This window comes from Marinifilum sp. D714, assembly GCF_030851345.1.
GTDB lineage: Bacteria > Bacteroidota > Bacteroidia > Bacteroidales > Marinifilaceae > Marinifilum.
The window spans coordinates 243,670-265,003 of sequence record NZ_JALPNU010000001.1 but is presented as its reverse complement, the minus strand read 5'-3'; the positions used below and the strand labels follow the sequence as shown (position 1 = coordinate 265,003).

The following is a 21,334-nucleotide window of genomic DNA, read 5'->3' as shown; positions in this document are numbered from 1 at the left end:
AGCCTCTTTTTTTGTAGGGGAACTACTGTATTACAAGAATATAATTCCTGCTTTTTTACAAGTATCTCTCAGTTCATCTGGCCAGATACTTGATTGAACTTCTCCAATATGAGCTTTACGAAGTAAAAACATGCACAACCTTGATTGCCCAATTCCTCCTCCAACAGAGTAAGGTAATTCTCCTGACAATAATTTTTTGTGAAACATTAGTTCTTTTCGCTTTTCTTCTCCCCTAATCTCAAGTTGCTCCAACAATGCTTTTTCGTCTACACGAATTCCCATTGATGATATCTCGAAAGCTTGTTCAATAACAGGGTTCCAAAGAATAATATCGCCGTTTAAACCTTTGTATCCGTTAACCGAAGGAGTAGTCCAATCATCGTAGTCAGGAGCACGGCCATCGTGTGGTTCTCCGTTTTTTAATTCACCTCCAATACCAATAATAAAGACTGCTCCAAACTCTTTTACAGCTTCAGTTTCTCTTTCTTTTGATGATAAATCAGGAAACTTTTCCAATAATTCCTCAGAGTGAATAAAAGTAATTTCTTCAGGCAATTGTGGACTTAAAGCCGGGTAATATTCACTTAAAATGTACTCCGTTCTTTTAATGGATGCATAAACTTGTTTTACGGTTCTTACTAGAAAATCAATGCTTCGTTCTTCTTTGCTGATTGATTTTTCCCAATCCCACTGATCTACATAAATGGAGTGAAGGTTGGTAAAATCTTCGTCAGGACGAAGAGCATTCATATCGGTATAAAGACCTTTGCCAACCGGAATTTGAAGTTCACCAAGCATGTATCTTTTCCATTTTGCCAATGAGTGGACAACTTCTGCAGTTTGTTCTCCCAATCCTTTAATTGGAAATGCTACGGGGCGCTCAATACCATTCAAATCATCGTTCAAACCAGTACCTTTCAATACAATCATAGGTGCAGTTACTCTGCGAAGTTTTAGTTCCGAAGAGAGTTGAAGTTGAAACTGATCCTTAATAAATTTAATTGCTTTTTCAGTTGCATCAGGACATAAGATGCTTTTGTAAGCCTTAGGAATAATTAAGTTTTTCATGATTTTTAAAATTTTAATTAATAGAAATAAATTGATAAAAAAAGCCTTTCTCAGTGGTGAGAAAGGCTTGTAATATGATATAACAATGCTACTTCCTCACCCTGGGGGAGAATTATTATTGTTATTATTATTGTTGAAAAATTGTACCATTTGTTGTAAATAAAAAAGCCTTCCCAATTTGGGAAGGCTCATGTAAATATTTTTTCGATAACAACTATAGCCTTCCCATTTTCGATGAATTATTCATCGAATTATTAAAAAGGTTATTATTGTTGTTGAATTGTCTCATTTCTTTGTCTTTCTTGCTTACAAATGTAGGATTAATATTTAAACTACCAAAAGTCATTTTTTACAGGTTTTATTTTTCTGTTCATCAACTTGGTATGTTTAATTTAAGAATCTCATTAAATATCATTCTGAATATCAGGTGTTGTATGCTTAATGCTAATTCTTTGTCAAGAAAATTGAAAATAATCAGATAATTGTTTAGTTATTAAATCAAATTACGTACATTTACTACGTAATAATTTTAAATTTTTTAAGTAATGCCTACAGGTACAGTAAAATTCTTTAATGAAACTAAAGGTTTTGGTTTTATTAAAAACAGTGAAACACAAGAAGACATTTTTGTTCATGTTACAGGTTTGATCGACAAAATCGACCAAGGTGATAACGTAACTTACGATGTTGTAGAAGGAAAAAAAGGATTAAATGCAGTTAATGTAAAAATTGACTAATTTGTATTAAGATATTTTTCCTAAAGGTAAAGCTCAATTCAATTGAGCTTTTTTTGGCTCTATAGGTAAGTAATGAATGTAATCTTAACGAAAACATTATTTTTGTAGAATGATTAAAAATACTGAGGCATTAGAATCTTTAAATAAGATGTGCTCCGAAACTTTAATGGAGCATTTAGGCATTACATATACAGAAGTAGGTGAAGATTATTTGGTGGCTGAAATGGAGGTAACTTCAAATCATTGGCAACCTATGAAGATATTACATGGAGGAGCTACTCTGGCATTAGCGGAGTCCGTAGGAAGTGCACTTTCTGTAATTCATACTGATTTAAAAAACTACGATGTGAAAGGTATGGAGATTAATGCCAATCATATCAGAAGTCTACGAAAAGGAAAAATTACTGCCAAGGCCAAGTTTGTTCATAAAGGAAAAATGACTCATATTGTTGAAGTAAACGTATTGAATGAGAAGGAAAAATTGGTGTCGATTTGCCGAATTACCAATGTGATCATTAAAAAGTAGAAAATGAGTCAATTGGAGGACAAAGAAAAATCAATACAATATTTTCTAGAGCAGTGCATACAAAAACGACTTTCGTTTTATGCTTATTCCTTGCCAGGAGATCAAGAAATCAAAATTGGAATTCAAACAGGTATATCTAAGTTTACCAATTTATTGGATTTGAAAGGAAAGGACGGTTTTTTGTTGGCACCTTTCGATGCGGATGGAAAACAAGCTTCTTACTTTATAGATCCAGAATTCGAGTTTAGCTCAAATTCAACACAATTTGTAGATTTTTCAGGTTTACCTGATCAGATGGATGAGGATTTGGATGCTTACGAAAGTTCGATGGAGGATTATTTTGATCAAATCAATCAAATGCTTGCCGATTTAAAGAGTAAAAAGCTTGATAAAGTTATTCTTTCCAGAATACATGTGCTGAATGGGAAAGGACGCACAGAGGCAGCATCCATTTTTCTTCGATTGAACGAAACTTATCCCAATGCTTTTGTTTCCATGGTAGATATTCCAGGAGTAGGATTGTGGATAGGTGCCAGTCCGGAGAGATTTCTAAATTCTGATGGAAAAACCATTGAGACGGTAGCTTTAGCGGGAACGCAGAAGTTGGATGATAGAGCAGTCCAATCTGTTGAATGGGAGAAAAAAGAGATAGAGGAGCAAGCCTATGTGAGTGATTATATCGAAGAACTGTTTTCTACCTATCAGATTGAGAATTATCAAAAGCAAGGTCCTTTTACAGCACAAGCGGGTAATGTTGTTCATCTAAAAACTACCTATAAGGCAAACACTGCATTAAGTTTCGATCAGATCTCTAGTTTTGTTCAAGCATTACATCCTACACCTGCAGTTTGCGGTTTGCCTAAAAAAAAGGGTATGGATTTAATCCGAAAAGTAGAGAAGCATAGTAGAGAGTATTATGCTGGCTTTTTAGGACCCATTCATGCTGATGGGAGTCTTGCTTTGTTTGTGAATTTGAGAAGTATGAAGGTGCTTACAGAAAGCATGGCACTATTTGTTGGTGGTGGAATAACAGCTGACTCTGATCCTGAAAAAGAATGGATGGAAACCTGTTTTAAAGCGCAAACTTTGCTTAAAGTGATTAAATAAGCGAATTTGTTTTAAATTTGAGTTGCGAAAGGTAGAAGGAGAAAGTACAAAGTGTCAAGTACAAAGTATTTTACCTATAAGGTCAATAGAAAGCGAATGAATTCAGAAAGTACCACAAGAATAAAAGAAAATACAAAATACATGGAGCGCAATTATTCGGATATCAAGGGTGTGAAAGAACTGATTGATATCTGTTGGGCCAAAGGAATGGAATATGCAATTGTTTCGCCAGGTTCCAGAAATGCTCCGCTTAGCATCTCTTTTGCGAAAGATCAGCGAATTAAAAGTTTGGTGATTGTGGATGAGCGATCTGCCGCCTATTTTGCATTGGGGATTGCACAACAAACCAGGAAGCCGGTTGGCTTGGTATGTACATCGGGAACGGCCTTGTTGAATTACGGGCCTGCAGTTGCCGAGGCTTACTACCAGCGTTTGCCTTTGGTGGTGATTTCTGCCGATCGTCCAACCGAATGGATTGGGCAGGATGATAGCCAGGCCATTCCACAGCCTGATGTTTTCAAAGGTTTTGTGAAAGCAAGCTATCAATTGCCATTGGATGCCAACAATCCTGATGATTGCTGGTACCTGAACAGAATGGCCAACGAAGCCTTAACAAAAGCACAAACCGGACGGATTGGACCGGTTCATATCAATTTCCCTTTGCGCGAGCCTTTGTATGGGGTAAAACAATATCCTGATTCAGATGAAAGGGTAATCCGTAAAGTGAGTTCGGTTGATGAATTGAGCAAAGAAAGTGTTGAAGACTTGGCTCAGGCTTTTAATTCGAACAAAAAGATATTGATATTGGCAGGCCTGCTTCATCAGCAGCCAGAGTTGAATGAATTGCTAAAACAATTGGCCCAAAAACCAAATGTGGCGGTAATGACCGAATCGGTTGCCAATTTGCATGGAGAAGAGTTTTTGCCTTGTATCGACAGAGTAATCTGCTCGCTGAAAGAGGAGGAGAAAAAGGAGTTTCAACCTGATTTGCTGATCAATTTTGGAGGACCATTGGTGTCGAAAATGATCAAATCCTTCTTGCGTGATTATCGTCCAAAGGAGCATTGGTTTGTGGGGAAAGAGGATCATTTTATTGATACCTTCAAGAACCTAACTTCTCACATTGATGTGTCTCCACTGGCCTTTTTCCGTCAATTATTACCAGCATTGAATCATACGCAAAGTGGATATGCTAATCTCTGGAAAGAGAGGGATGCAATAGTAGGCAAAATTCATGAGGCTTATCTGGATAAGCTGCAATGGAGTGACATGAAGGCTTTCGAGAAGATTTTACAAGCTATTCCGGAAGGAGGAAATCTACAACTGGCAAACAGTTCAGTTGTTAGATATGCGCAATTGTTCAAAACATCCGGTCAAATAAGCTATAACTCGAATCGAGGAACCAGTGGGATAGATGGTTGTACATCAACGGCAGCAGGGTCTGCTATGGTGAATGGCAAAATCACAACACTGATTACCGGTGACATCAGTTTTTTCTACGATTCAAATGGATTGTGGAACAAATACCTGCAGCCAAATCTGAAAATCATTCTCATCAACAATGGTGGAGGAGGAATTTTCCGATTCATATCTGGTCCATCAGGTGTGGATGAGTTGGAAGAATATTTTGAGACGGTACAGGAATACCGTGCAGATAAGCTAGCAGAAACCTACGGATTGGATTATTTTTACGCAGAAAATCAAACAGAGGCAGAAAACGTTTTGCCTGAATTCTATGCAGCAAACGAAAAAGCTGCCGTTCTGGAGATTAAAACGCCAAGAACGATAAACGATCAAGTGCTAATAAATTATTTTAAAACTATAAAAGAGAAGGTATGACAACTAGAAACTGGACTACCATTAAGGAATACGAAGATATTAAATTCGAATTTTTCGAAGGAATTGCAAAAATCACCATCAATCGTCCTGAGGTGTACAATGCATTCCGTCCGCAAACCAACTTCGATATGTTGGATGCTATGGATATCTGCCGCGAGCGTAGCGATATTGGTGTAATTGTGTTGACTGGAACTGGCGATAAGGCTTTCTGTTCGGGTGGTGATCAGAATGTAAAAGGCGTTGGTGGATACATCGATGAACACGGTGTACCTCGTTTGAATGTATTGGATTTGCACAAGGCTATCCGTTCTATGCCTAAGCCTGTAATTGCTATGGTTAACGGATATGCTATTGGTGGCGGACACGTACTTCATGTGGTTTGTGACTTGACCATCGCTTCTGAAAATGCAAAATTCGGTCAGACTGGTCCTAAAGTGGGTAGTTTCGATGCTGGTTTTGGTTCGAACTATTTGGCTCGCCACGTAGGCCAGAAGAAAGCTCGTGAGATCTGGTTCCTTTGTAAGCAGTACACTGCCAAAGAAGCTGAAGAAATGGGTATGGTAAACACTGTGGTACCATTGGAAAAATTGGAAGACGAAACTGTAGAGTGGTGTAAAACCATCATGATGCGTAGCCCTATGGCAATTCGTATGATTAAGCGTGGATTGAACGCAGAATTAGACGGACAGCGCGGTTTGATGGAATTTGCAGGTGATGCAACCATGATGTATTACCTAATGGAAGAAGCGCAGGAAGGAAAGAATGCATTCCTTGAAAAGCGTGATCCTGAATTCCAGAAGTTCCCTAAATTCCCGGGATAGTGATTCAATGATGAATTATTAATGATAAATTATGAATGACTTGCCAAGCATCTCAAAGATGCTAGGCAAGTTTCCTTTGTGTTACTTCGTGACTCCCTTCGTTTACCTTTGTGGTTAACCCTTCACAACATGCAAATTCGACCAGCCGTCCCAACCGACCTACAAGCCATAAACGAGATATACAACCAAGCCGTGCGCAAGCGTTTCTGCACTGCCGATTTGGAAGAAATCTCCATGCAGGAACGTGAAAAATGGTTTACCTCTCACAATCCTGATACCCATCCCATATTTGTGGCAGAGGAGAACAATGAAATCATTGGCTGGATGTGTTACTCGCCCTACAGACAGGGAAGAAGAGCCCTGCAAACCGCTGTAGAGGTTAGCTACTACCTACACAATGATCATCAAGGCAAAGGCATTGGCAGCCAACTGTTGAATTTCGCCATCAAACAAGCTCCTCAGTACAATATCAAAAACCTTTTTGCCATTCTTTTGGAACCCAACACCGCCAGCATTAAACTACTGGTAAAATTCGGTTTTGAACGCTGGGCATGCCTTCCTAATATTGCGAATATTGATGGGGAGTGGTGCAGTCATGTGTACTATGGAAAGGAGATCAAGTAGTAATTGATGGAAGTTGTATAAAAATTAGGAGTAAGCAAAATACGCTAACGGAAGGAGGGCTTTTCATCAAGTTCTGTGAGCAGTAGAGGTGAAAGTCTCCTAACTTTTTTAAATCTATTAGGTTATTTAAAAAAAAGAACTACATTTGCATTGTCTGAAGTAAATAAGAAAACTTCGGATTTGATAAAATAGTAAAAATACCCTACTAATTCAGTAGCTCTTCGTTAAGCATTTCTTCATTGATTTTACTTCAACGTTTTTGTTTGGTTTCACAGTCAAATGTCGTTTTTACCCATTTTTGAAGTAAATATTGTTTAACTAATTCCTTTTCGCATTAAAAAATTAACATACTCAAAGATAGTAAGCTCTGATTTTTCAAAGACAATACAAGTTCGTGTTTCGAAATATCTTAAAAGCACTAAAAGAAGTAGATACAACAATAAAAGTAATGGTTTTAAAAACCATTTTCATGTTGCTTTTGTTGTTCACTCCATCTGTAATTTCGCATCCAAAAGCATGCTATTGTTGTGGTTGGTAGAAGACCTGACGAATCCAATAGAACATCATGTTTTTCTTTCCACCTCTCACTTACATTATAAACTACACATCTAAAAAAACAGTCAGAAAAAGAATTTGGATTGTTTTTCCATTCCAATACCTCCTTTTTGTTTGTTAAAAAGTCACTTTCAAACATTCCGTTGCCTGGAGTCCCGGGAGTTGCAAGCAATCAAAAGCAGTCCCAATTTATCATTTAAAATGCATTTATGAATTATAATAGAAATAGATATAAGACAAAACAGTCTAAGAAAAAGTCAGCTTCAGAATTAAATCCTGAAATGCTGGTTAAAAAAGCAACTCAAACCATCGTTAAACCTTATGTTTCGGAACGGAATTTTGCACAATTAAACTTACACCGATTTTTGAGTAAAAACATTGCTCAAAAAGGGTATAAGAACCCTACAGAGATTCAGGAAAAGTGTATTGATTTATTGATATCTGGAAAAAACTTAATTGGAATTGCAGCTACCGGAACAGGTAAAACAGGAGCTTTTTTGATACCTATAGTACAACAAATGCTTGAAGGCAAAAATAGTACTGGTTTGGTGGTTGTTCCTACCAGGGAGCTTGCTCAGCAAGTGCAGGATGAATTCAAATCTTTAACAAAGGGAACAGATCTTACATCGGCTTGCTTCATAGGAGGTACGAGTGTAAGCAAAGATGTATCCTTAGCTAAAAGAAAAGTAAGCTTGATCGTAGGTACTCCAGGAAGGTTAAATGATTTGATTGACCGAAATGCTTTAAAGATTGGCAACACACCAATTCTGGTCTTGGATGAATTTGACCGAATGCTCGATATGGGATTTATCAGGGACATTCAAAAGATTGTCTCGAAAATGAAAAACAGGAAGCAAACGATGCTTTTTTCGGCTACGATGGATTCCTCCCAGGAAAATTTGATCAAACAGATCATCAAAAATCCATTAAGGATAAATGTATCCAGTGGAACAAAATCAAGCGATAATGTGGATCAAAATATAATTCGTGTGGGCCATGATGAAAATAAATTTGACGTCTTGTTTAATCTTGTCAATAAATCTTCATTTAAAAAGGTGATTTTATTTGCAGAAACAAAACGAACAGTAGATAGGTTGAGCAAGCAGCTTGTGAAATCCGGGATTAAATCGGATGTTATCCATGGCGATAAATCACAAAACTACCGATCAAAGGCTATCAAGTTATTTAAATCGGGCAAAACAAAAATTTTGGTAGCTACAGATGTCGCTGCCAGAGGAATTGACATTAAGGGAGTTACTCATGTAATTAATTATCAGTTACCTCAAACAATGGATAGTTATATTCATAGAATAGGCAGAACAGGCCGGGCAGAAACCACGGGCATAGCATATACATTCGTCAATTAAGAAATACAATAAATTAAATAGTACCATTATGAAAGAAGGAACAGTAAAGTTTTTCAACAACTTAAAAGGATTTGGATTTATCACTCCAAATGATTCAAGCGAAGATATCTTCGTACACTCATCAGGTTTAATTGATGAAATTAGAGAAAATGATAAGGTAAAGTATGAAACCGAGCAAGGCAGAAAAGGGCTGAATGCGATTAATGTTGAGGTCATTTAAATGCCCCCATACATTCATTAAAATAAGTAATGCAATAAATTAAATAGTACCATTATGAAAGAAGGAAAAGTTAAGTTTTTCAATAACTTAAAAGGATTTGGATTTATCACTCCAAATGATTCAAGTGAAGATATCTTTGTACACTCATCAGGTTTAATTGATGAAATACGAGAAAATGATAAAGTACAGTATGAAACTGAGCAAGGCAGAAAAGGGCTTAATGCGGTTAATGTTGAGGTAATTTAATTGCCCCCGTACATTCATTAAATAAGTAATACAATAAATTAAATAGTACCATTATGAAAGAAGGAACAGTAAAGTTTTTCAACAACGAAAAAGGATTTGGATTTATCGCTCCAGATGATTCAAGCGAAGATATTTTTGTACATTCATCAGGTTTAATTGATGAAATTAGAGAAAATGATAAAGTACAGTATGAAACCGAGCGAGGCAGAAAAGGGCTGAATGCGGTTAATGTTGAGGTAATTTAATATTTTAAGAAATATTGATTTAGAAGCGACTTTTTTTAAATCAGTCGCTTTTTTATTTGGTTGAATATCATGACTTAGGATGAAAAAGAGACAAGACCTCTCAGCCTTGTCTCTACCTAAAATCAATTAGAATATGATATATGACTTATTCCGCTTCGCTAGTTACCTCTTCTTCGGCAGTAGCTTTGCTTCTACGAGTCCTGATTTTTTGATTGATTAAATCGATGTAATGTGTGATTTTTGCGTATGTATCAGCATAAATTTCAGGCTGATTGTCTGCTAAAATTCCCAGGTAAGGAAGCAGCTTCTCATTAATCACTTCCACTACATCTTTCTTTAGTATGCTTGAAGGAATGATCTGCTTTTTTAATGCTTTTACTTCTTGTCCCTTGCGATACATGCTCTGCAGCTTATCTATTGTCTGAGTGAGCAAATCTTGGATTTGATGAATTTAATTGACAATATGAGTGTGAAACTCAGATTTCGAAAAAATCAAGGAAAATTTCGCTCAGAAATCGGGAGAACTACCATTTTCAGATTTTGAAACGCTCAGAAATCCAGATTTGGTGAAAAACAACATCGTGATTGATGCTCTCTCTCCATGTGAGGGTATCAATGGAAACAGAACCTTTGTGAATCCCTTTCGTGCTCTTTGTGCTTAGTTTATTTGTATTGTTTTGGGGTTAAAAAAATCCCGGTAACACCGAAGTTACCAGGATCTATTATTTCGTCGAATGAGCTATATCCTCTATTTATATGCCTTCACATTCTCTTTAAGCGAGGTAGAAATCAGATTTTTCAAACGCAAGGTTTGTTGCTCTAGTTTTCCCTGCTTTTCAGGATTGTAAAGATGTTTGTACTTACATGGTACCAGCTTGTAATCCAAATCCTCAAGGGTACCGCTTACATTCAATCCCAATCGAACTGGTAAAGGAGTATCGGTTACCGAAATGTGATAATTAAAATGATTATCCAAGTTGTGACGTCCCGAAAGCACGGCCTTGTAATTGTCCATTTCAATCAAGAAAGGGTAGAGGTCTATTTCATCCTTGTAGAGCGTCATTTCTACACTTAAGCGATCGATCACGTTCTCTGTCTTTTTCTTAAACATTAGTTTGCTGGCAATCATGTCGAAGGTTTCGCTATCCATCAGTGTCAGCTCCTCACCCTGAAATGCCGCCGCACCTCTAATTGTTGAATTTTTAAGAGAGTAATCACTTTTTAGGTGGGTTTCTCCCGCCAGATGGAATTCACCTTTTCCCTTAAAGGATTTAAGCATTGGAATCATGGTATCAACCGTAGGAATCAAATCAATCAATTCGGCGATATCAATATCTAAAAGATGAAAATCGATACCGGTAAAGAGGTGATTCTTTCTATCCGAACGGTAAATTGCCGTTAGCTGCATATTGGCTGCCTTGCTTGTAAAACCCATCTGATCCAGAACCAAGGTACCATCCTTTACGGTTAAACCTCCTTTGATATTTTCAATCACATTGTCGCTTACAATGGTCTTGTCAATATTGGTATTCAAACGAATCTCTACGCCTTTGGGTACCATAAAAGGATCGTCTTCCGATTTCACAGCTTCATTATTAGAGGCAGTTTCTTCGCTTCCCATGCCATTAAAAATATCCATCAGCTGGTAAACGTCGGTATTTTTCGAAGTCAGGTTAAATTTCCCTTTCAGTAAAGCTTCTTCGTTCAGATATTTGTTGATATCGGTAAGTTCACCACTAAGGCTAAAGTCGGAATCGCCCAGAATTAAACTCGCCTTTTCAATTTTCATTTGATCCTGGTTAAGGGCAAATGAAATACTCGGAATTTGTCCCCTCAGCTTTTCATTCAAATTGAAAATTGCCTGAGAGAAACGAATGTCCATTTCGGGCTGCCATTTTAGCATCACATTTTCTTGTGATTCGTCGTACTTCAGATTGGTTTTGGCATGTAGCGCTTGGGTATCAAAAAGAACAGTATCCTTGCCCGAAACAGCCAGCTTTTCACTATTCATTGTAGAATTGATAAGGGCAATTTCCTGTTTTCCTTTCCGGGTTGGAATGTAGGCAAGTTCTCCATTCGCATTGCCGGCATAAACCGATAAGGTATCGCTTTTAGCACGTAGGCTGGCAAATGCAAAGGTACATGTGCTGATTGGTGCGGATAATCCTTTTGCAGGATTGTTAACCTTCACAGAAAGCTGCAAATCTTCAGTTGCCGCACTCATATCGGGTGACAATTTCACATCCATATTGCGTGCATCCAGTTTGATGTTTGCAAACAAAAGATCCTTGTCGGCCCTGCTGTGTCCCGGCAATTTCAGCTTAATATTGGCTGCGTCCAGATTCAGGTTTATGCTATCATTATAGATGGTATGAAAATCCTGAGCCTTAAAATCCCCACTTAATTTAATTCGATGATACTTCTCTTTGAGCACATCGTCCTGAGAAAATTGCGCATGTGCATTTCCCTGAAGCGATCCCTTTAGGACTACATTCTGATCTTTTGGAATGAAGGGGTTCAAATCTGCCAAAGTAACATCTCCTTTGGCATACAAATCATACACCGGACTTTCGAGTATATTCGAAATGTTTCCTTTTACAGAAACAGAGCTGTTCGCAATACGAGCATAGCTGTTGCTGATGCTGATATCGGAAGGCTGCTTTCCATTCAAATCCACATTGGTGATCATGGAGCATTGAAGATCTTTCACTCTAGGGTAACCCGTGTATTTCACCTCTCCTTTGCTATAGTCTACCTTCGCTTTTACCAGTGGCATGCTGGTGTCTGATAGCTGTCCTTTTACCGAACCTGATATCTGAGCAAGACCTTTTGCTTTGATGTCTTTTAAGGGTTCGGCATATGCTTTGGGAACCAGGGCCAACACCTTTTCAACATCCAATTCATTGGTAGCATATTGCAGATCTGCTTCCAGCGAATCATCTTTCTTCATGCTGATTATACCACTGCAAGTGATTTCCTGCTCATCCTTAATGGTGAGTTTTGCCTTTTGTAAATCGCAAGAATTTTTCGAGATGTTCAAGTCAAAAGGCAGGTGGGTGTCTATTTTTATTTGCGATAAAAGTTCATCACCGGCCATGGCAAGAGAAATTTCCTTGCACGCAAGTTTGATATCGGAATGGTACAGGTTTTTGTCCTTACCATTCGATTTGATTTTTAGATCGCAGCCTTGAGCATCCACATGAAGAGCCATGGAGTCGGCTGTTTCAAAAAGCAGGCTGTTTGCTTGCATGTCCAAATCGACCAACTGTTTATTTTCGGAGTATTTCAAGGTCAGGCTGGCATCTAAATTCTGAACTTTAGTCTTTCTCTTTGCCAAATCATCGGTAAAGGTGACATTGAAACTCTTCACTTTCACATTGCTGATATCTATATCGCCAAGAAACATTGGCTCGGAATCCGTTTCCTCAGAATCAGAGCTGCCTTTATACACATCCAAATTCATTCGTCCCTGAGCATCAATTCTCACATTCACATTACCTTCAGCCATAAGAAATGGGTTCAGAATGATCTTGTCATCAAACAGGTAAGATATGACATCTACCGAGGCAAAGCATTTGGAGGAGTAGAAGAGGGTATCCTTAGGACTCTCACTCAAACAAAGATTTGTAAGCTCGAGTCCAAAAAACGGATAGGTACTAAAAAAAGTTGGCTCAACTTTTTCGATAGTAGTAGTACACGTCAAATAATTTTTAGCCTGCTTATTAACTAATGGAGTTATTTTTCCCGGTGTAAAAAGATACCACAGCGATATAGCTGTAGCTATTGTCAATACAACAAGCAAAACCAGAAAAGCTAGTCCAACTTTTTTCAATACTCGCATTGTATTATATTTTGCTGAATGATTTTGATTTTCCGTAAGCATCTTCGTACTCCAAAGTAGTTGCCGTTAGATTGGTAATGGTGTATACTTTTGGAACTTTTCCACCATTTTCGATGATATGAATTTGTTCCAACTGATCTTTGGTAATTGTCCAGGTAAAATTCTGTGCTTCTGCCTCTGTTACATCATCGGCAGTATCCCAGGTGGCTCCTGAATAATCAAGATCGTATCTTTCATACAGTGTACCACTTTTCCATTTTCCAATAATTAAGCTTTCATCAAAACTTGGATTCATATCATCGTCATCACTCGAACATGAAGTCATGGATAGTACTGTTGCAGCAATGCTTACAAAAATAAGTGCAAATTTTTTCATCTGTTTAATTTCTTTCTATTTGTCATATGGAAACCGCAAGATTAAAATAATCATGCTCGTTTCATATGTTTTATTTGTATTTGAGAATTGTTTGATTTTTGATGTAAAAATCAGTACAAAAATAGTAGTATTTCCTATCAAATTGTTGACAAAAGTCGAAAACTATTGATAAACTGTATTGGTCGTTTATGTTTGGACTGTCAGAAGGCTGTAAATTGGATGCTTTAGGAGGGAAAAAGGAGGTGCTGATTGATTTGAAGAATTAAGATCGTCAAGTTTGATCTATATTTACCTTCTTCCATGTTAAAGTGTCAATTTCACTTACTCTTATTTCTTTGTTCCATTCAACGTAGGGGAGAATTCTCATTCGGTCGATTGTTCTTGATTTAGTACCAAAAACGCCCAAATCCATTCGTTGAAATTCAATGGTTCGGTTTTGAAGATGAAGATTTTTGTAGAGGATTGTTTCAGTTTTCCATTCTAATCGCCATGTTAGTATATAGGTAATGGCGAAAAGCAATGCTACGCATATTGCAGTGGACAGTAATAATGTTTCTCCTTTCAGTTTTAACCAAAATCTTAGAATTATAATTGTTGAAAGGGTTATGGATACAATTAGTAGGCAATAGTAGATTTTAATATTGGTTATTTCTAAAGGTGTGATTTTATCCAATAGGATAATACCAGTAGAAAGCATCCAAAAGAAATAACTTATAACTCGTGTTTTCAAATGAGTAGGATTTCATGATAAATGATCAGTGAAAATCATAACCGTCATAATAATCTGCGTCTAATCCTACAAATTCCCCTTTAACTCTAACTCTTCAGCCACTTCTTTCATGGCCTCAATGCAATCGTGAATCAAATCAGGAATTTCCATACCTAACATTTCGGCACCACGTTCAATCACTGTGCGATCTACTCCGGCAGCAAAGCGTTTGTTTTTCCAATTGCGCTTTACCGATTTTACTTTCACATCCAATACCGATTTCGATGGGCGAATTAAAGCTGTGGTACGAATCAGTCCTGTTAATTCATCTACCGCATAAATGGTTTTCTCCATTAAGGTTTCGGGAACCACATCGGTACAGGTAAGGTAAGCATGAGCTTCAACCGCACGAATGTATTCCTCGGGCCAGTTGGCTGCTTCCAGAATTTCGCGAGTCTTTTGGGTGTGCTCCTCAGGAAATTGTTCCCAATCCATATCATGAACCAATCCAATAATTCCCCATTTTTCTTCATCCTCGCCATGTTTGCGGGCATAGTATCGCATACAAGCCTCAACAGCCTTAGCGTGGATGATTAAACTTGGGTTTTTGGTGTATGTGGTAAGCAGTTCCAGTGCTTCTTCTCGGTTGGGAATATGTGACATGAATTACGAATTATTAATTACGAATTCCAAATTTATAAAAAATAGATCCACAAATAGACGCAATTGGACACAAATTAAAACAACGAAGTATGTGTTCGTTATAAATATTTGAGTGTATTTGTGTGCATTCGTGGATAACAAAATTAAGCTGTATCATACATTCATCATAGAAATCCGCGTCTGACTATTGTTTAAATTCAATTTAAATAGTAGTTTTAAGACCCGAAAGTCTTTTATTGTTTTCTTAAGGCTTGCGGCTTGTAACTTGAGGCTTTTTTAAGAGAGTGGTAACAAGATATACTTGGAATTAAAATTACACTTATGAGCAATCAGAATAATACAAACAGAAGAGGTTTTTTACAGAAATTAGGATTAACGGTTGGAGCTGCCGCTTTGATTGATACTGAGGTGTTGGCTGATGTTAACTTGAACAAATATTCGAATGTTGAAGATCGAGAAGCTTTCCTTACACGATACGAAAAATGGGTAGATCAGTACATTGATGTTGTTGAGGAGGAGAAGAAAAACAAAGAGAACATTGCTAATAAAAAAAGAATAATGGAGCTATCGGAAGAGGCCAACGGATGGCAAGAGCAGATCAAAGAATACATCAAGCATGATGATTTTAAATCCAAATATCTTGAAGTATCGAAAAGATTTGCCAACTCCATAACTCCCGAATTAGAAGCATAACCTTTCATATCAATTATGTAGTGACGTAGAATGCTACGTCTGTACTTATAAGAAGCGGTGCATTGCATCGCTTTTTTGTTTTTATACTTCAAGGGCACAGTAATGCCTTGTCTTTGCAAAATTATTAAATTTACAGCCTGATCAATTCTAAAACACCAATGAGTAAAACAAAATCATGGATTCATGCATTTAGACTAAGAACTTTGCCTTTAGCACTTTCTAATATCTTTCTTGGCAGTTTACTGGCTGCATCCGATCACAAGTTTAGCCTTAAAATATTTTTGCTGGCGACCTTAACCACCTTGTTTTTACAGATATTATCGAATTTGGCCAACGATTTGGGAGATTCCATTTCGGGTGCTGATAATGAGAATAGAGTTGGTCCGGAAAGAGCTGTTCAAAGTGGTGTGATTACCAAAAAGGAGATGACCAGAATGGTGATTGTATTTGTTTTGTTGTCGCTGGTATCCGGCATTTGGTTGTTGTGGGAAGCATTGCAACTGTTGAATTACACTCAGGCATTTATCATGCTAGGGGTTGGTTTGTTGGCCATAGGGGCAGCCATAAATTATACGGTGGGAAAGAATCCTTACGGATATAGTGGATTTGGAGATTTGTTTGTATTCCTCTTTTTTGGCTTAGCCGGAGTTATGGGAACCTATTTTTTGCATACCGGTGATCTGAATTGGACCATTTTCTTACCTGCTACATCGGTTGGTTTGCTAAGTGTGGGCGTTTTGAATCTGAACAACATGCGTGATATCGAAAATGATTCGCTTAGCGGGAAAAAAACTTTGGTAGTGAAAATTGGTTCCGAAACGGCTAAAAAATATCATCTGTTTCTAATTGGCTTTGCAATACTTTCGGCTTGTGCATACGTATTCATTCATTGGAATTCGTTTTATCAGCTGCTATTTGTGATTAGTTTACCTTTTCTGATCAAACATACAGCAGTTGTAATAAAAAACAAGGTAGCAAGAGAATTAGATCCAGAATTGAAAAAACTGGCCTTGTCAACCCTTTTGTTTAGTTTGAGTTTTGGAATAGGCTTACTACTTTAGATTACTGATAACTGATCACAGAAAAAGATGCTTAAAGCAGATTACATACATTATCCCTTAAATTTTAAACGTCCGAGTGGGACCTCTCGTGGAGTTTTAACTGAAAAAGATTCTTGGTTTATACGTTTGTGGGACGACCAACAACCTGAAATAATTGGGATAGGAGAGTGCTCTATCATAAAAGGCTTAAGTCCGGATGATCGAGAAGGATATGAGGAGAAACTGCAAGAACTTTGCGATCAGATTGCCGATTACTGGTACTACTTGGAAGGTGGTTTGAGAGAATGGCCATCGATTTATTTTGGTTTGGAAACTGCATTTTTAGATTTCAAAGCTAAAGGTTCCAAAATTCTGTTTCCTTCTGATTTTAGCAATGGTACCGATAGAATTCCTATTAATGGATTGATATGGATGGGCGATCCTGTTTTTATGAAAGAACAGATCGAACAAAAATTGGAGGCCGGATTTGATTGCATCAAGATGAAAATTGGCGCCATCGACTTTAAAGAAGAACTAAGATTGCTGGAAACTATCCGTAAAGATTTCGACAAAGATAAGATTGAATTGCGTGTGGATGCCAATGGTGCTTTTTCTCCCGATTCTGCCTTGGAAAAATTGAAGGCTTTGGCGCAATTCGATTTGCATTCAATTGAGCAACCCATAAAACAAGGTCAGGTAAAGGAAATGGCTAATTTGTGTGCCAATACACCTCTGCCAATTGCTCTGGATGAGGAGTTAATAGGAGTTTACGATACACTTGCCAAAGCTGATCTGTTGGATAAAATAGCTCCGCAGTATATCATTTTAAAGCCAAGTTTGGTTGGTGGAATTAAAGGATCTCAAGAATGGATTGACCTGGCAAATGACAGAAAAATTCCCTGGTGGATTACCTCAGCATTGGAATCGAATATTGGGTTGAATGCAATAGCACAATGGACTTATACACTGAACAATCCTATGCCTCAAGGGTTGGGAACGGGACAACTTTATACCAACAATATTGCCTCTCCATTGATTATCGATAATGGGTTTTTAAAATACGATAAGAATTTAGACTGGGATAAAATATAATGAACAGAGAACTTACAATAAACGGTAAAAACTACAAAGAAATAGAGCTATTAAACTATTGTAGGGATATTATTTCAAATTCGGATTACGAATGGGAAAAAGACTATTGTAAGTTTATTTTGGAGTGGTTGGATGATGCTGAGCAGGTGAAAGCGAAAACTTCGGGCTCAACAGGTGTACCAAAGGCAATGTACTTGTCGAAGCAAAAAATGAGAAATTCGGCCAAACTCACGGGTGAGTTTTTCAACTTTAAAGCAGGACAGAATGCTCTTTTTTGTTTGTCTGCTAATTTTATTGCTGGCAAAATGATGATTGTGCGAGCTTTCGAATGGCAATTGAATTTGATACCGGTTGCTCCTGACGGACATCCTCTAGTAAATATCAGTTCTGATATTGATTTTACAGCCATGATTCCTCTGCAGGTAAAGAACAGTTTAAAATTAGAGAAAGGCATTCAACAAATCAAGAAGTTGCTAATAGGCGGTGGAGCTGTCGATCAGGTTCTGGAGAATGCTTTACAAGATTTATCTACCGAATGTTTTATTGGCTATGGCATGACAGAAACAGTTTCGCATGTTGCCATTCGTGCATTAAATGGGAATAATAAATCACAAAGCTACCAGGCAATGGGGAATGCTACTTTTTCAATAGATGAAAGAAGTTGTCTGGAAATTAATGCGCCAGCCATTCTGGATGAGCCTTTGCTTACCAATGATGTTGTAGAATTGCTTGATGAAATCCAATTTGAGTGGAAAGGAAGATTCGACAATGTGATTAATTCGGGTGGAATAAAATTGTTCCCAGAGCAAATCGAAAAGAAATTGGAAGCCTTAATCAATCAACCTTTTTTCATTGCCGGACTGCCAGATGAGCATTTGGGACAAAAAGTGGTTCTTCTGATTGAATGGGAGGATGTTGATGAAAATCAGAAAAAGGAATTGGAATATAAAATAAAAAGCCTGCTCGATAAGTTCGAACAGGCCCGTGAAATATTTTATGTCTCTGAATTTCAAAGAACATCAACCGATAAAATTCAACGAGATGCTACATTGTCAGCAGTAAGTTTTTCCAGGTAATTCACTAACTGAACGAGCGCCTTTGAATCATTCCACTTATAATTGTTACTCTTCATAAACAAATTTGCAGAGCTTGTTTGATTCTTATAAATTTTAAGTAGTTCTAACCTTAAAGAATGCACTTTTTGAGGTAATCCACCATCTTTTTCTACAAAGAACATACTTTTTATATCACATTTCATATCAGAATTATTAGATTTCTTTATAAAATGTTTTACATACAGATTTTGTCTACCTGTGTAGATTTTTTGTAAATAGCCTTGAATTGAATCACCGTTTTGTAGATATTTCTTATAAACGTAGTGAGTATCGTTAATTTCTACTTCACTAATTTTATGTGGAGATGAAATTCTACAGTATTGCTTATTGATTTGACATTCAATTGCATCTTCAGCAATATTATATCGTATTCCGTTTAGGGAGATGATATTTTTATTGCGAGTTACTATTTTTCCAGGTTGGAAAAAATCATTGGCAAATAATAATGTGTTTGTATTCTTCACACTCGGTGAAGGAACAAAATAATGCAAAATGCCATAATTTGGAAATTGTGAGGTTTGAACTGAATTATCAGAGCAAAATCCCGAAGGAATGTTAATTATTAAAATTAACAATAGGGGTAAAAATTTTTTCATAGAGGTAATTGTTAGTTGTCTATTTTAAAAATAGAAACAAAAACTAAAAGTACTATTGCTTAATGCATTAAGGATTTGTTGGATTTGATTGATGATTAATTTTTAGGTTCCGAATACGTTTGCAGGTTTTAGGAATTAAAAAAAATAGACTATATCATAAGTCGGATTAATTCATAGATAATTGAATTTTTGTAAAAGGTTTCGAATAGGGTACAAATAAAAGAGGGCTGTATCATCTATTTGACTATTTGAGACAGCCCTTTTGTATTATTTAAGTTTGTCTTTAAAAACTTTTTTAAACTTTTCCATCTTGGGCTTGATTACAAAACTGCAATATGGTTGGTTGGAATTGTTATTGAAATAATCCTGATGATAGTTTTCTGCAATATAAAATTTTGAAGCAGGAGTAATTTCTGTAACGATAGGATCATCCCAGGCTCCTGACTCATTTAGCTTTTCTTTATACTCCAGCGCCAGTCGCTTTTGTTCTTCAGAATGATAAAATACCGCCGATCTGTATTGTGTACCTACATCTGCTCCTTGCCTGTTTAATGTTGTTGGATTATGGGTTTGCCAAAATACTTCAAGAAGTTCCTTAAAGCTAATTACATTTTCATCATAGGTGATTTGGCATATTTCGGCATGTCCGGTTTCCCCGCTACAAACATCTTTATAGGTAGGATTTTTTGTTTCTCCACCCATATATCCCGATTCCACTTTTTCAACGCCATTAAGTTCTTGAAATATTGCTTCTACACACCAGAAACATCCCGCACCAAAGCTTGCAACTTCCATTTTTTTTGATTGATTTTCCGTATTCATACTTGTTTTACCGAATATTACTCCGGAAATGAAAAGAGCAGCTATTAATATTAACTTTTTCATATTATCCGGTTTAGTTATTTATAATCATTCTAAAGATAGTATTTGAATATATGATATCAAAGTTAAAAGATCTTAAAGTAGAGTACTTGAGTTAATGATTCTTATTTATATTTGAGAATGATTCAAAACAAGAATATTGCTGGAATAGTACTTTCTGGGGGGAAAAGCTCCAGGATGGGAACAGAGAAAGGATTGGTAAACTGGAATGGTAAACCATTAATTGAATATTCAATTGGCTGTTTACAAGGAATTTGTGATCAGGTTGTGATCAGTTCCAATAAAGATTGCTATAGCGATTATGGATTTCAGGTGATTGAAGATGAAATAAAAGAATGTGGTCCTATTGGTGGTATCTATTCAGTTATGAAGGCCATAAATGCTGATTATTATATGGTAATATCATGCGATGTACCTAAGGTTCCTTCCCAACTATTTGTTGATTTACTTGTAAATATTGCTGATGCGGATATGATTTATGCCGTTGATGAAAGTGGAAAGAAACAGCCATTGGTTGCCATTTATAAATCTTCTTGTCGGGATATCATTGGAGAGGAATTGCGCAATGGGAAATATAAAATGATGAAATTGTTACAATTATTTTGTAGCAAGGGTTTCCACATCTCAAAAGAATTGGATTATTATTCAGCCGATATGCTATCGAATGTGAATACACCGGGTGAATTGAACCAGCTGTAATTACTCTTTAAAAGAATAAAGAATTTGTTCGTCATTATCTAATCGTATATCTTGTGATTATCTACCCAAACTACCTGAAAATAAAGGAGGTTTTTGTCTGATATTAAAGAAAAATAGATTCAAATGTAATTTAGTAAAGATCTAAATAGTTGCATATGTGTTTAAATCAGAGGATTTCGACATTTCACTTTGTTTAGATCAATTACAAATCCCAAAAATATGTTGTAGAGCATATTGTCTGTTCCTCTTTTGATATATGTTTACATGCATAGA

23 protein-coding genes are annotated in these 21,334 nt (G+C 36.8%); 15 read left to right on the top strand and 8 right to left on the bottom strand.

Annotated elements, in window-relative coordinates; translation table 11 throughout:
• Positions 1-30: 30 nt before the first annotated feature.
• The gene (gene asnA / locus M0051_RS01070) at positions 31-1,068 is read right to left on the bottom strand and encodes an aspartate--ammonia ligase (RefSeq protein WP_306739698.1); all 1,038 of its coding nucleotides are present in this window, start codon (positions 1,066-1,068) and stop codon (positions 31-33) included.
• A gap of 545 nt (positions 1,069-1,613) precedes the next feature.
• On the opposite strand from asnA, the gene M0051_RS01065 reads away from it, so the two are divergent.
• From M0051_RS01065 to M0051_RS01020, 10 genes are all read left to right on the top strand, one after another.
• Positions 1,614-1,805 carry a cold-shock protein gene (locus tag M0051_RS01065; protein WP_054717246.1) on the top strand — a complete coding sequence of 64 codons (192 nt, stop codon included), beginning with the start codon at positions 1,614-1,616 and terminating at the stop codon, positions 1,803-1,805.
• 109 nt (positions 1,806-1,914) lie between these two features.
• A complete protein-coding gene (locus M0051_RS01060) occupies positions 1,915-2,331 on the top strand; it encodes a PaaI family thioesterase (RefSeq protein WP_306739697.1) in 417 nt (138 codons plus the stop codon).
• A gap of 3 nt (positions 2,332-2,334) precedes the next feature.
• Positions 2,335-3,438 carry an isochorismate synthase gene (locus M0051_RS01055; protein ID WP_306739696.1) on the top strand — a complete coding sequence of 368 codons (1,104 nt, stop codon included), beginning with the start codon at positions 2,335-2,337 and terminating at the stop codon, positions 3,436-3,438.
• A 96-nt stretch (positions 3,439-3,534) separates the two neighbouring features.
• Complete coding sequence (gene menD, locus M0051_RS01050) at positions 3,535-5,277, top strand: 2-succinyl-5-enolpyruvyl-6-hydroxy-3-cyclohexene-1-carboxylic-acid synthase (RefSeq protein WP_306739695.1); 1,743 nt, start codon at positions 3,535-3,537, stop codon at positions 5,275-5,277.
• Positions 5,274-6,098 (top strand): 1,4-dihydroxy-2-naphthoyl-CoA synthase, encoded by an 825-nt coding sequence (gene menB, locus M0051_RS01045; RefSeq protein WP_306739694.1) that lies wholly within the window; start codon positions 5,274-5,276, stop codon positions 6,096-6,098. The genes menD and menB overlap by 4 nt, the downstream gene beginning before the upstream one ends.
• A gap of 129 nt (positions 6,099-6,227) precedes the next feature.
• The gene (locus M0051_RS01040; protein ID WP_306739693.1) at positions 6,228-6,722 is read left to right on the top strand and encodes a GNAT family N-acetyltransferase; all 495 of its coding nucleotides are present in this window, start codon (positions 6,228-6,230) and stop codon (positions 6,720-6,722) included.
• A 764-nt stretch (positions 6,723-7,486) separates the two neighbouring features.
• Positions 7,487-8,644 (top strand): DEAD/DEAH box helicase, encoded by a 1,158-nt coding sequence (locus M0051_RS01035; protein WP_306739692.1) that lies wholly within the window; start codon positions 7,487-7,489, stop codon positions 8,642-8,644.
• A 28-nt stretch (positions 8,645-8,672) separates the two neighbouring features.
• Positions 8,673-8,864, top strand: coding sequence for a cold-shock protein (locus M0051_RS01030; RefSeq protein ID WP_306739691.1), 192 nt, complete (start codon positions 8,673-8,675; stop codon positions 8,862-8,864).
• Positions 8,865-8,918: 54 nt separating this feature from the next.
• A complete protein-coding gene (locus tag M0051_RS01025; protein ID WP_306739690.1) occupies positions 8,919-9,110 on the top strand; it encodes a cold-shock protein in 192 nt (63 codons plus the stop codon).
• A gap of 53 nt (positions 9,111-9,163) precedes the next feature.
• Positions 9,164-9,355 carry a cold-shock protein gene (locus tag M0051_RS01020; RefSeq protein WP_306739689.1) on the top strand — a complete coding sequence of 64 codons (192 nt, stop codon included), beginning with the start codon at positions 9,164-9,166 and terminating at the stop codon, positions 9,353-9,355.
• Positions 9,356-9,500: 145 nt separating this feature from the next.
• Here M0051_RS01020 and M0051_RS01015 read toward each other — a convergent pair whose 3' ends face one another.
• The 5 genes from M0051_RS01015 to M0051_RS00995 form a co-directional block, all read right to left on the bottom strand.
• Positions 9,501-9,788, bottom strand: a complete 288-nt coding sequence (locus tag M0051_RS01015) for a hypothetical protein (RefSeq protein WP_306739688.1) — start codon at positions 9,786-9,788, stop codon at positions 9,501-9,503.
• Positions 9,789-10,103: 315 nt separating this feature from the next.
• Positions 10,104-13,196, bottom strand: a complete 3,093-nt coding sequence (locus M0051_RS01010) for an AsmA-like C-terminal region-containing protein (RefSeq protein ID WP_306739687.1) — start codon at positions 13,194-13,196, stop codon at positions 10,104-10,106.
• A gap of 4 nt (positions 13,197-13,200) precedes the next feature.
• Positions 13,201-13,572: a lipocalin family protein gene (locus M0051_RS01005; RefSeq protein WP_306739686.1), complete on the bottom strand. Its 372-nt coding sequence runs from the start codon at positions 13,570-13,572 to the stop codon at positions 13,201-13,203.
• 271 nt (positions 13,573-13,843) lie between these two features.
• The gene (locus tag M0051_RS01000; RefSeq protein ID WP_306739685.1) at positions 13,844-14,302 is read right to left on the bottom strand and encodes a hypothetical protein; all 459 of its coding nucleotides are present in this window, start codon (positions 14,300-14,302) and stop codon (positions 13,844-13,846) included.
• A gap of 66 nt (positions 14,303-14,368) precedes the next feature.
• On the bottom strand, positions 14,369-14,944 hold the full coding sequence (locus tag M0051_RS00995; protein WP_306739684.1) for an HD domain-containing protein: 576 nt from the start codon (positions 14,942-14,944) through the stop codon (positions 14,369-14,371).
• A gap of 321 nt (positions 14,945-15,265) precedes the next feature.
• Between M0051_RS00995 and M0051_RS00990 the strand changes: the two genes are divergently transcribed.
• From M0051_RS00990 to M0051_RS00975, 4 genes are all read left to right on the top strand, one after another.
• Positions 15,266-15,637, top strand: coding sequence for a twin-arginine translocation signal domain-containing protein (locus M0051_RS00990; protein ID WP_306739683.1), 372 nt, complete (start codon positions 15,266-15,268; stop codon positions 15,635-15,637).
• Between the two features lie 158 nt (positions 15,638-15,795).
• Positions 15,796-16,698 (top strand): 1,4-dihydroxy-2-naphthoate polyprenyltransferase, encoded by a 903-nt coding sequence (locus tag M0051_RS00985; protein WP_306739682.1) that lies wholly within the window; start codon positions 15,796-15,798, stop codon positions 16,696-16,698.
• A gap of 27 nt (positions 16,699-16,725) precedes the next feature.
• The gene (locus tag M0051_RS00980) at positions 16,726-17,769 is read left to right on the top strand and encodes an o-succinylbenzoate synthase (protein ID WP_306739681.1); all 1,044 of its coding nucleotides are present in this window, start codon (positions 16,726-16,728) and stop codon (positions 17,767-17,769) included.
• Entirely contained in the window at positions 17,769-18,845 is a 1,077-nt protein-coding gene (locus M0051_RS00975; protein WP_306739680.1) for an AMP-binding protein, read from the top strand. The genes M0051_RS00980 and M0051_RS00975 overlap by 1 nt, the downstream gene beginning before the upstream one ends.
• Here M0051_RS00975 and M0051_RS00970 read toward each other — a convergent pair.
• A complete protein-coding gene (locus M0051_RS00970; RefSeq protein ID WP_306739679.1) occupies positions 18,803-19,480 on the bottom strand; it encodes a hypothetical protein in 678 nt (225 codons plus the stop codon). The two genes, M0051_RS00975 and M0051_RS00970, sit on opposite strands and share 43 nt — an antisense overlap.
• Before the next feature lie 267 nt (positions 19,481-19,747).
• Positions 19,748-20,365 (bottom strand): peptide-methionine (S)-S-oxide reductase MsrA, encoded by a 618-nt coding sequence (gene msrA, locus M0051_RS00965; RefSeq protein ID WP_306739678.1) that lies wholly within the window; start codon positions 20,363-20,365, stop codon positions 19,748-19,750.
• A gap of 117 nt (positions 20,366-20,482) precedes the next feature.
• On the opposite strand from msrA, the gene M0051_RS00960 reads away from it, so the two are divergent.
• Positions 20,483-21,061: a molybdenum cofactor guanylyltransferase gene (locus M0051_RS00960; RefSeq protein ID WP_306739677.1), complete on the top strand. Its 579-nt coding sequence runs from the start codon at positions 20,483-20,485 to the stop codon at positions 21,059-21,061.
• The last annotated feature ends 273 nt before the right edge of the window (positions 21,062-21,334 follow it).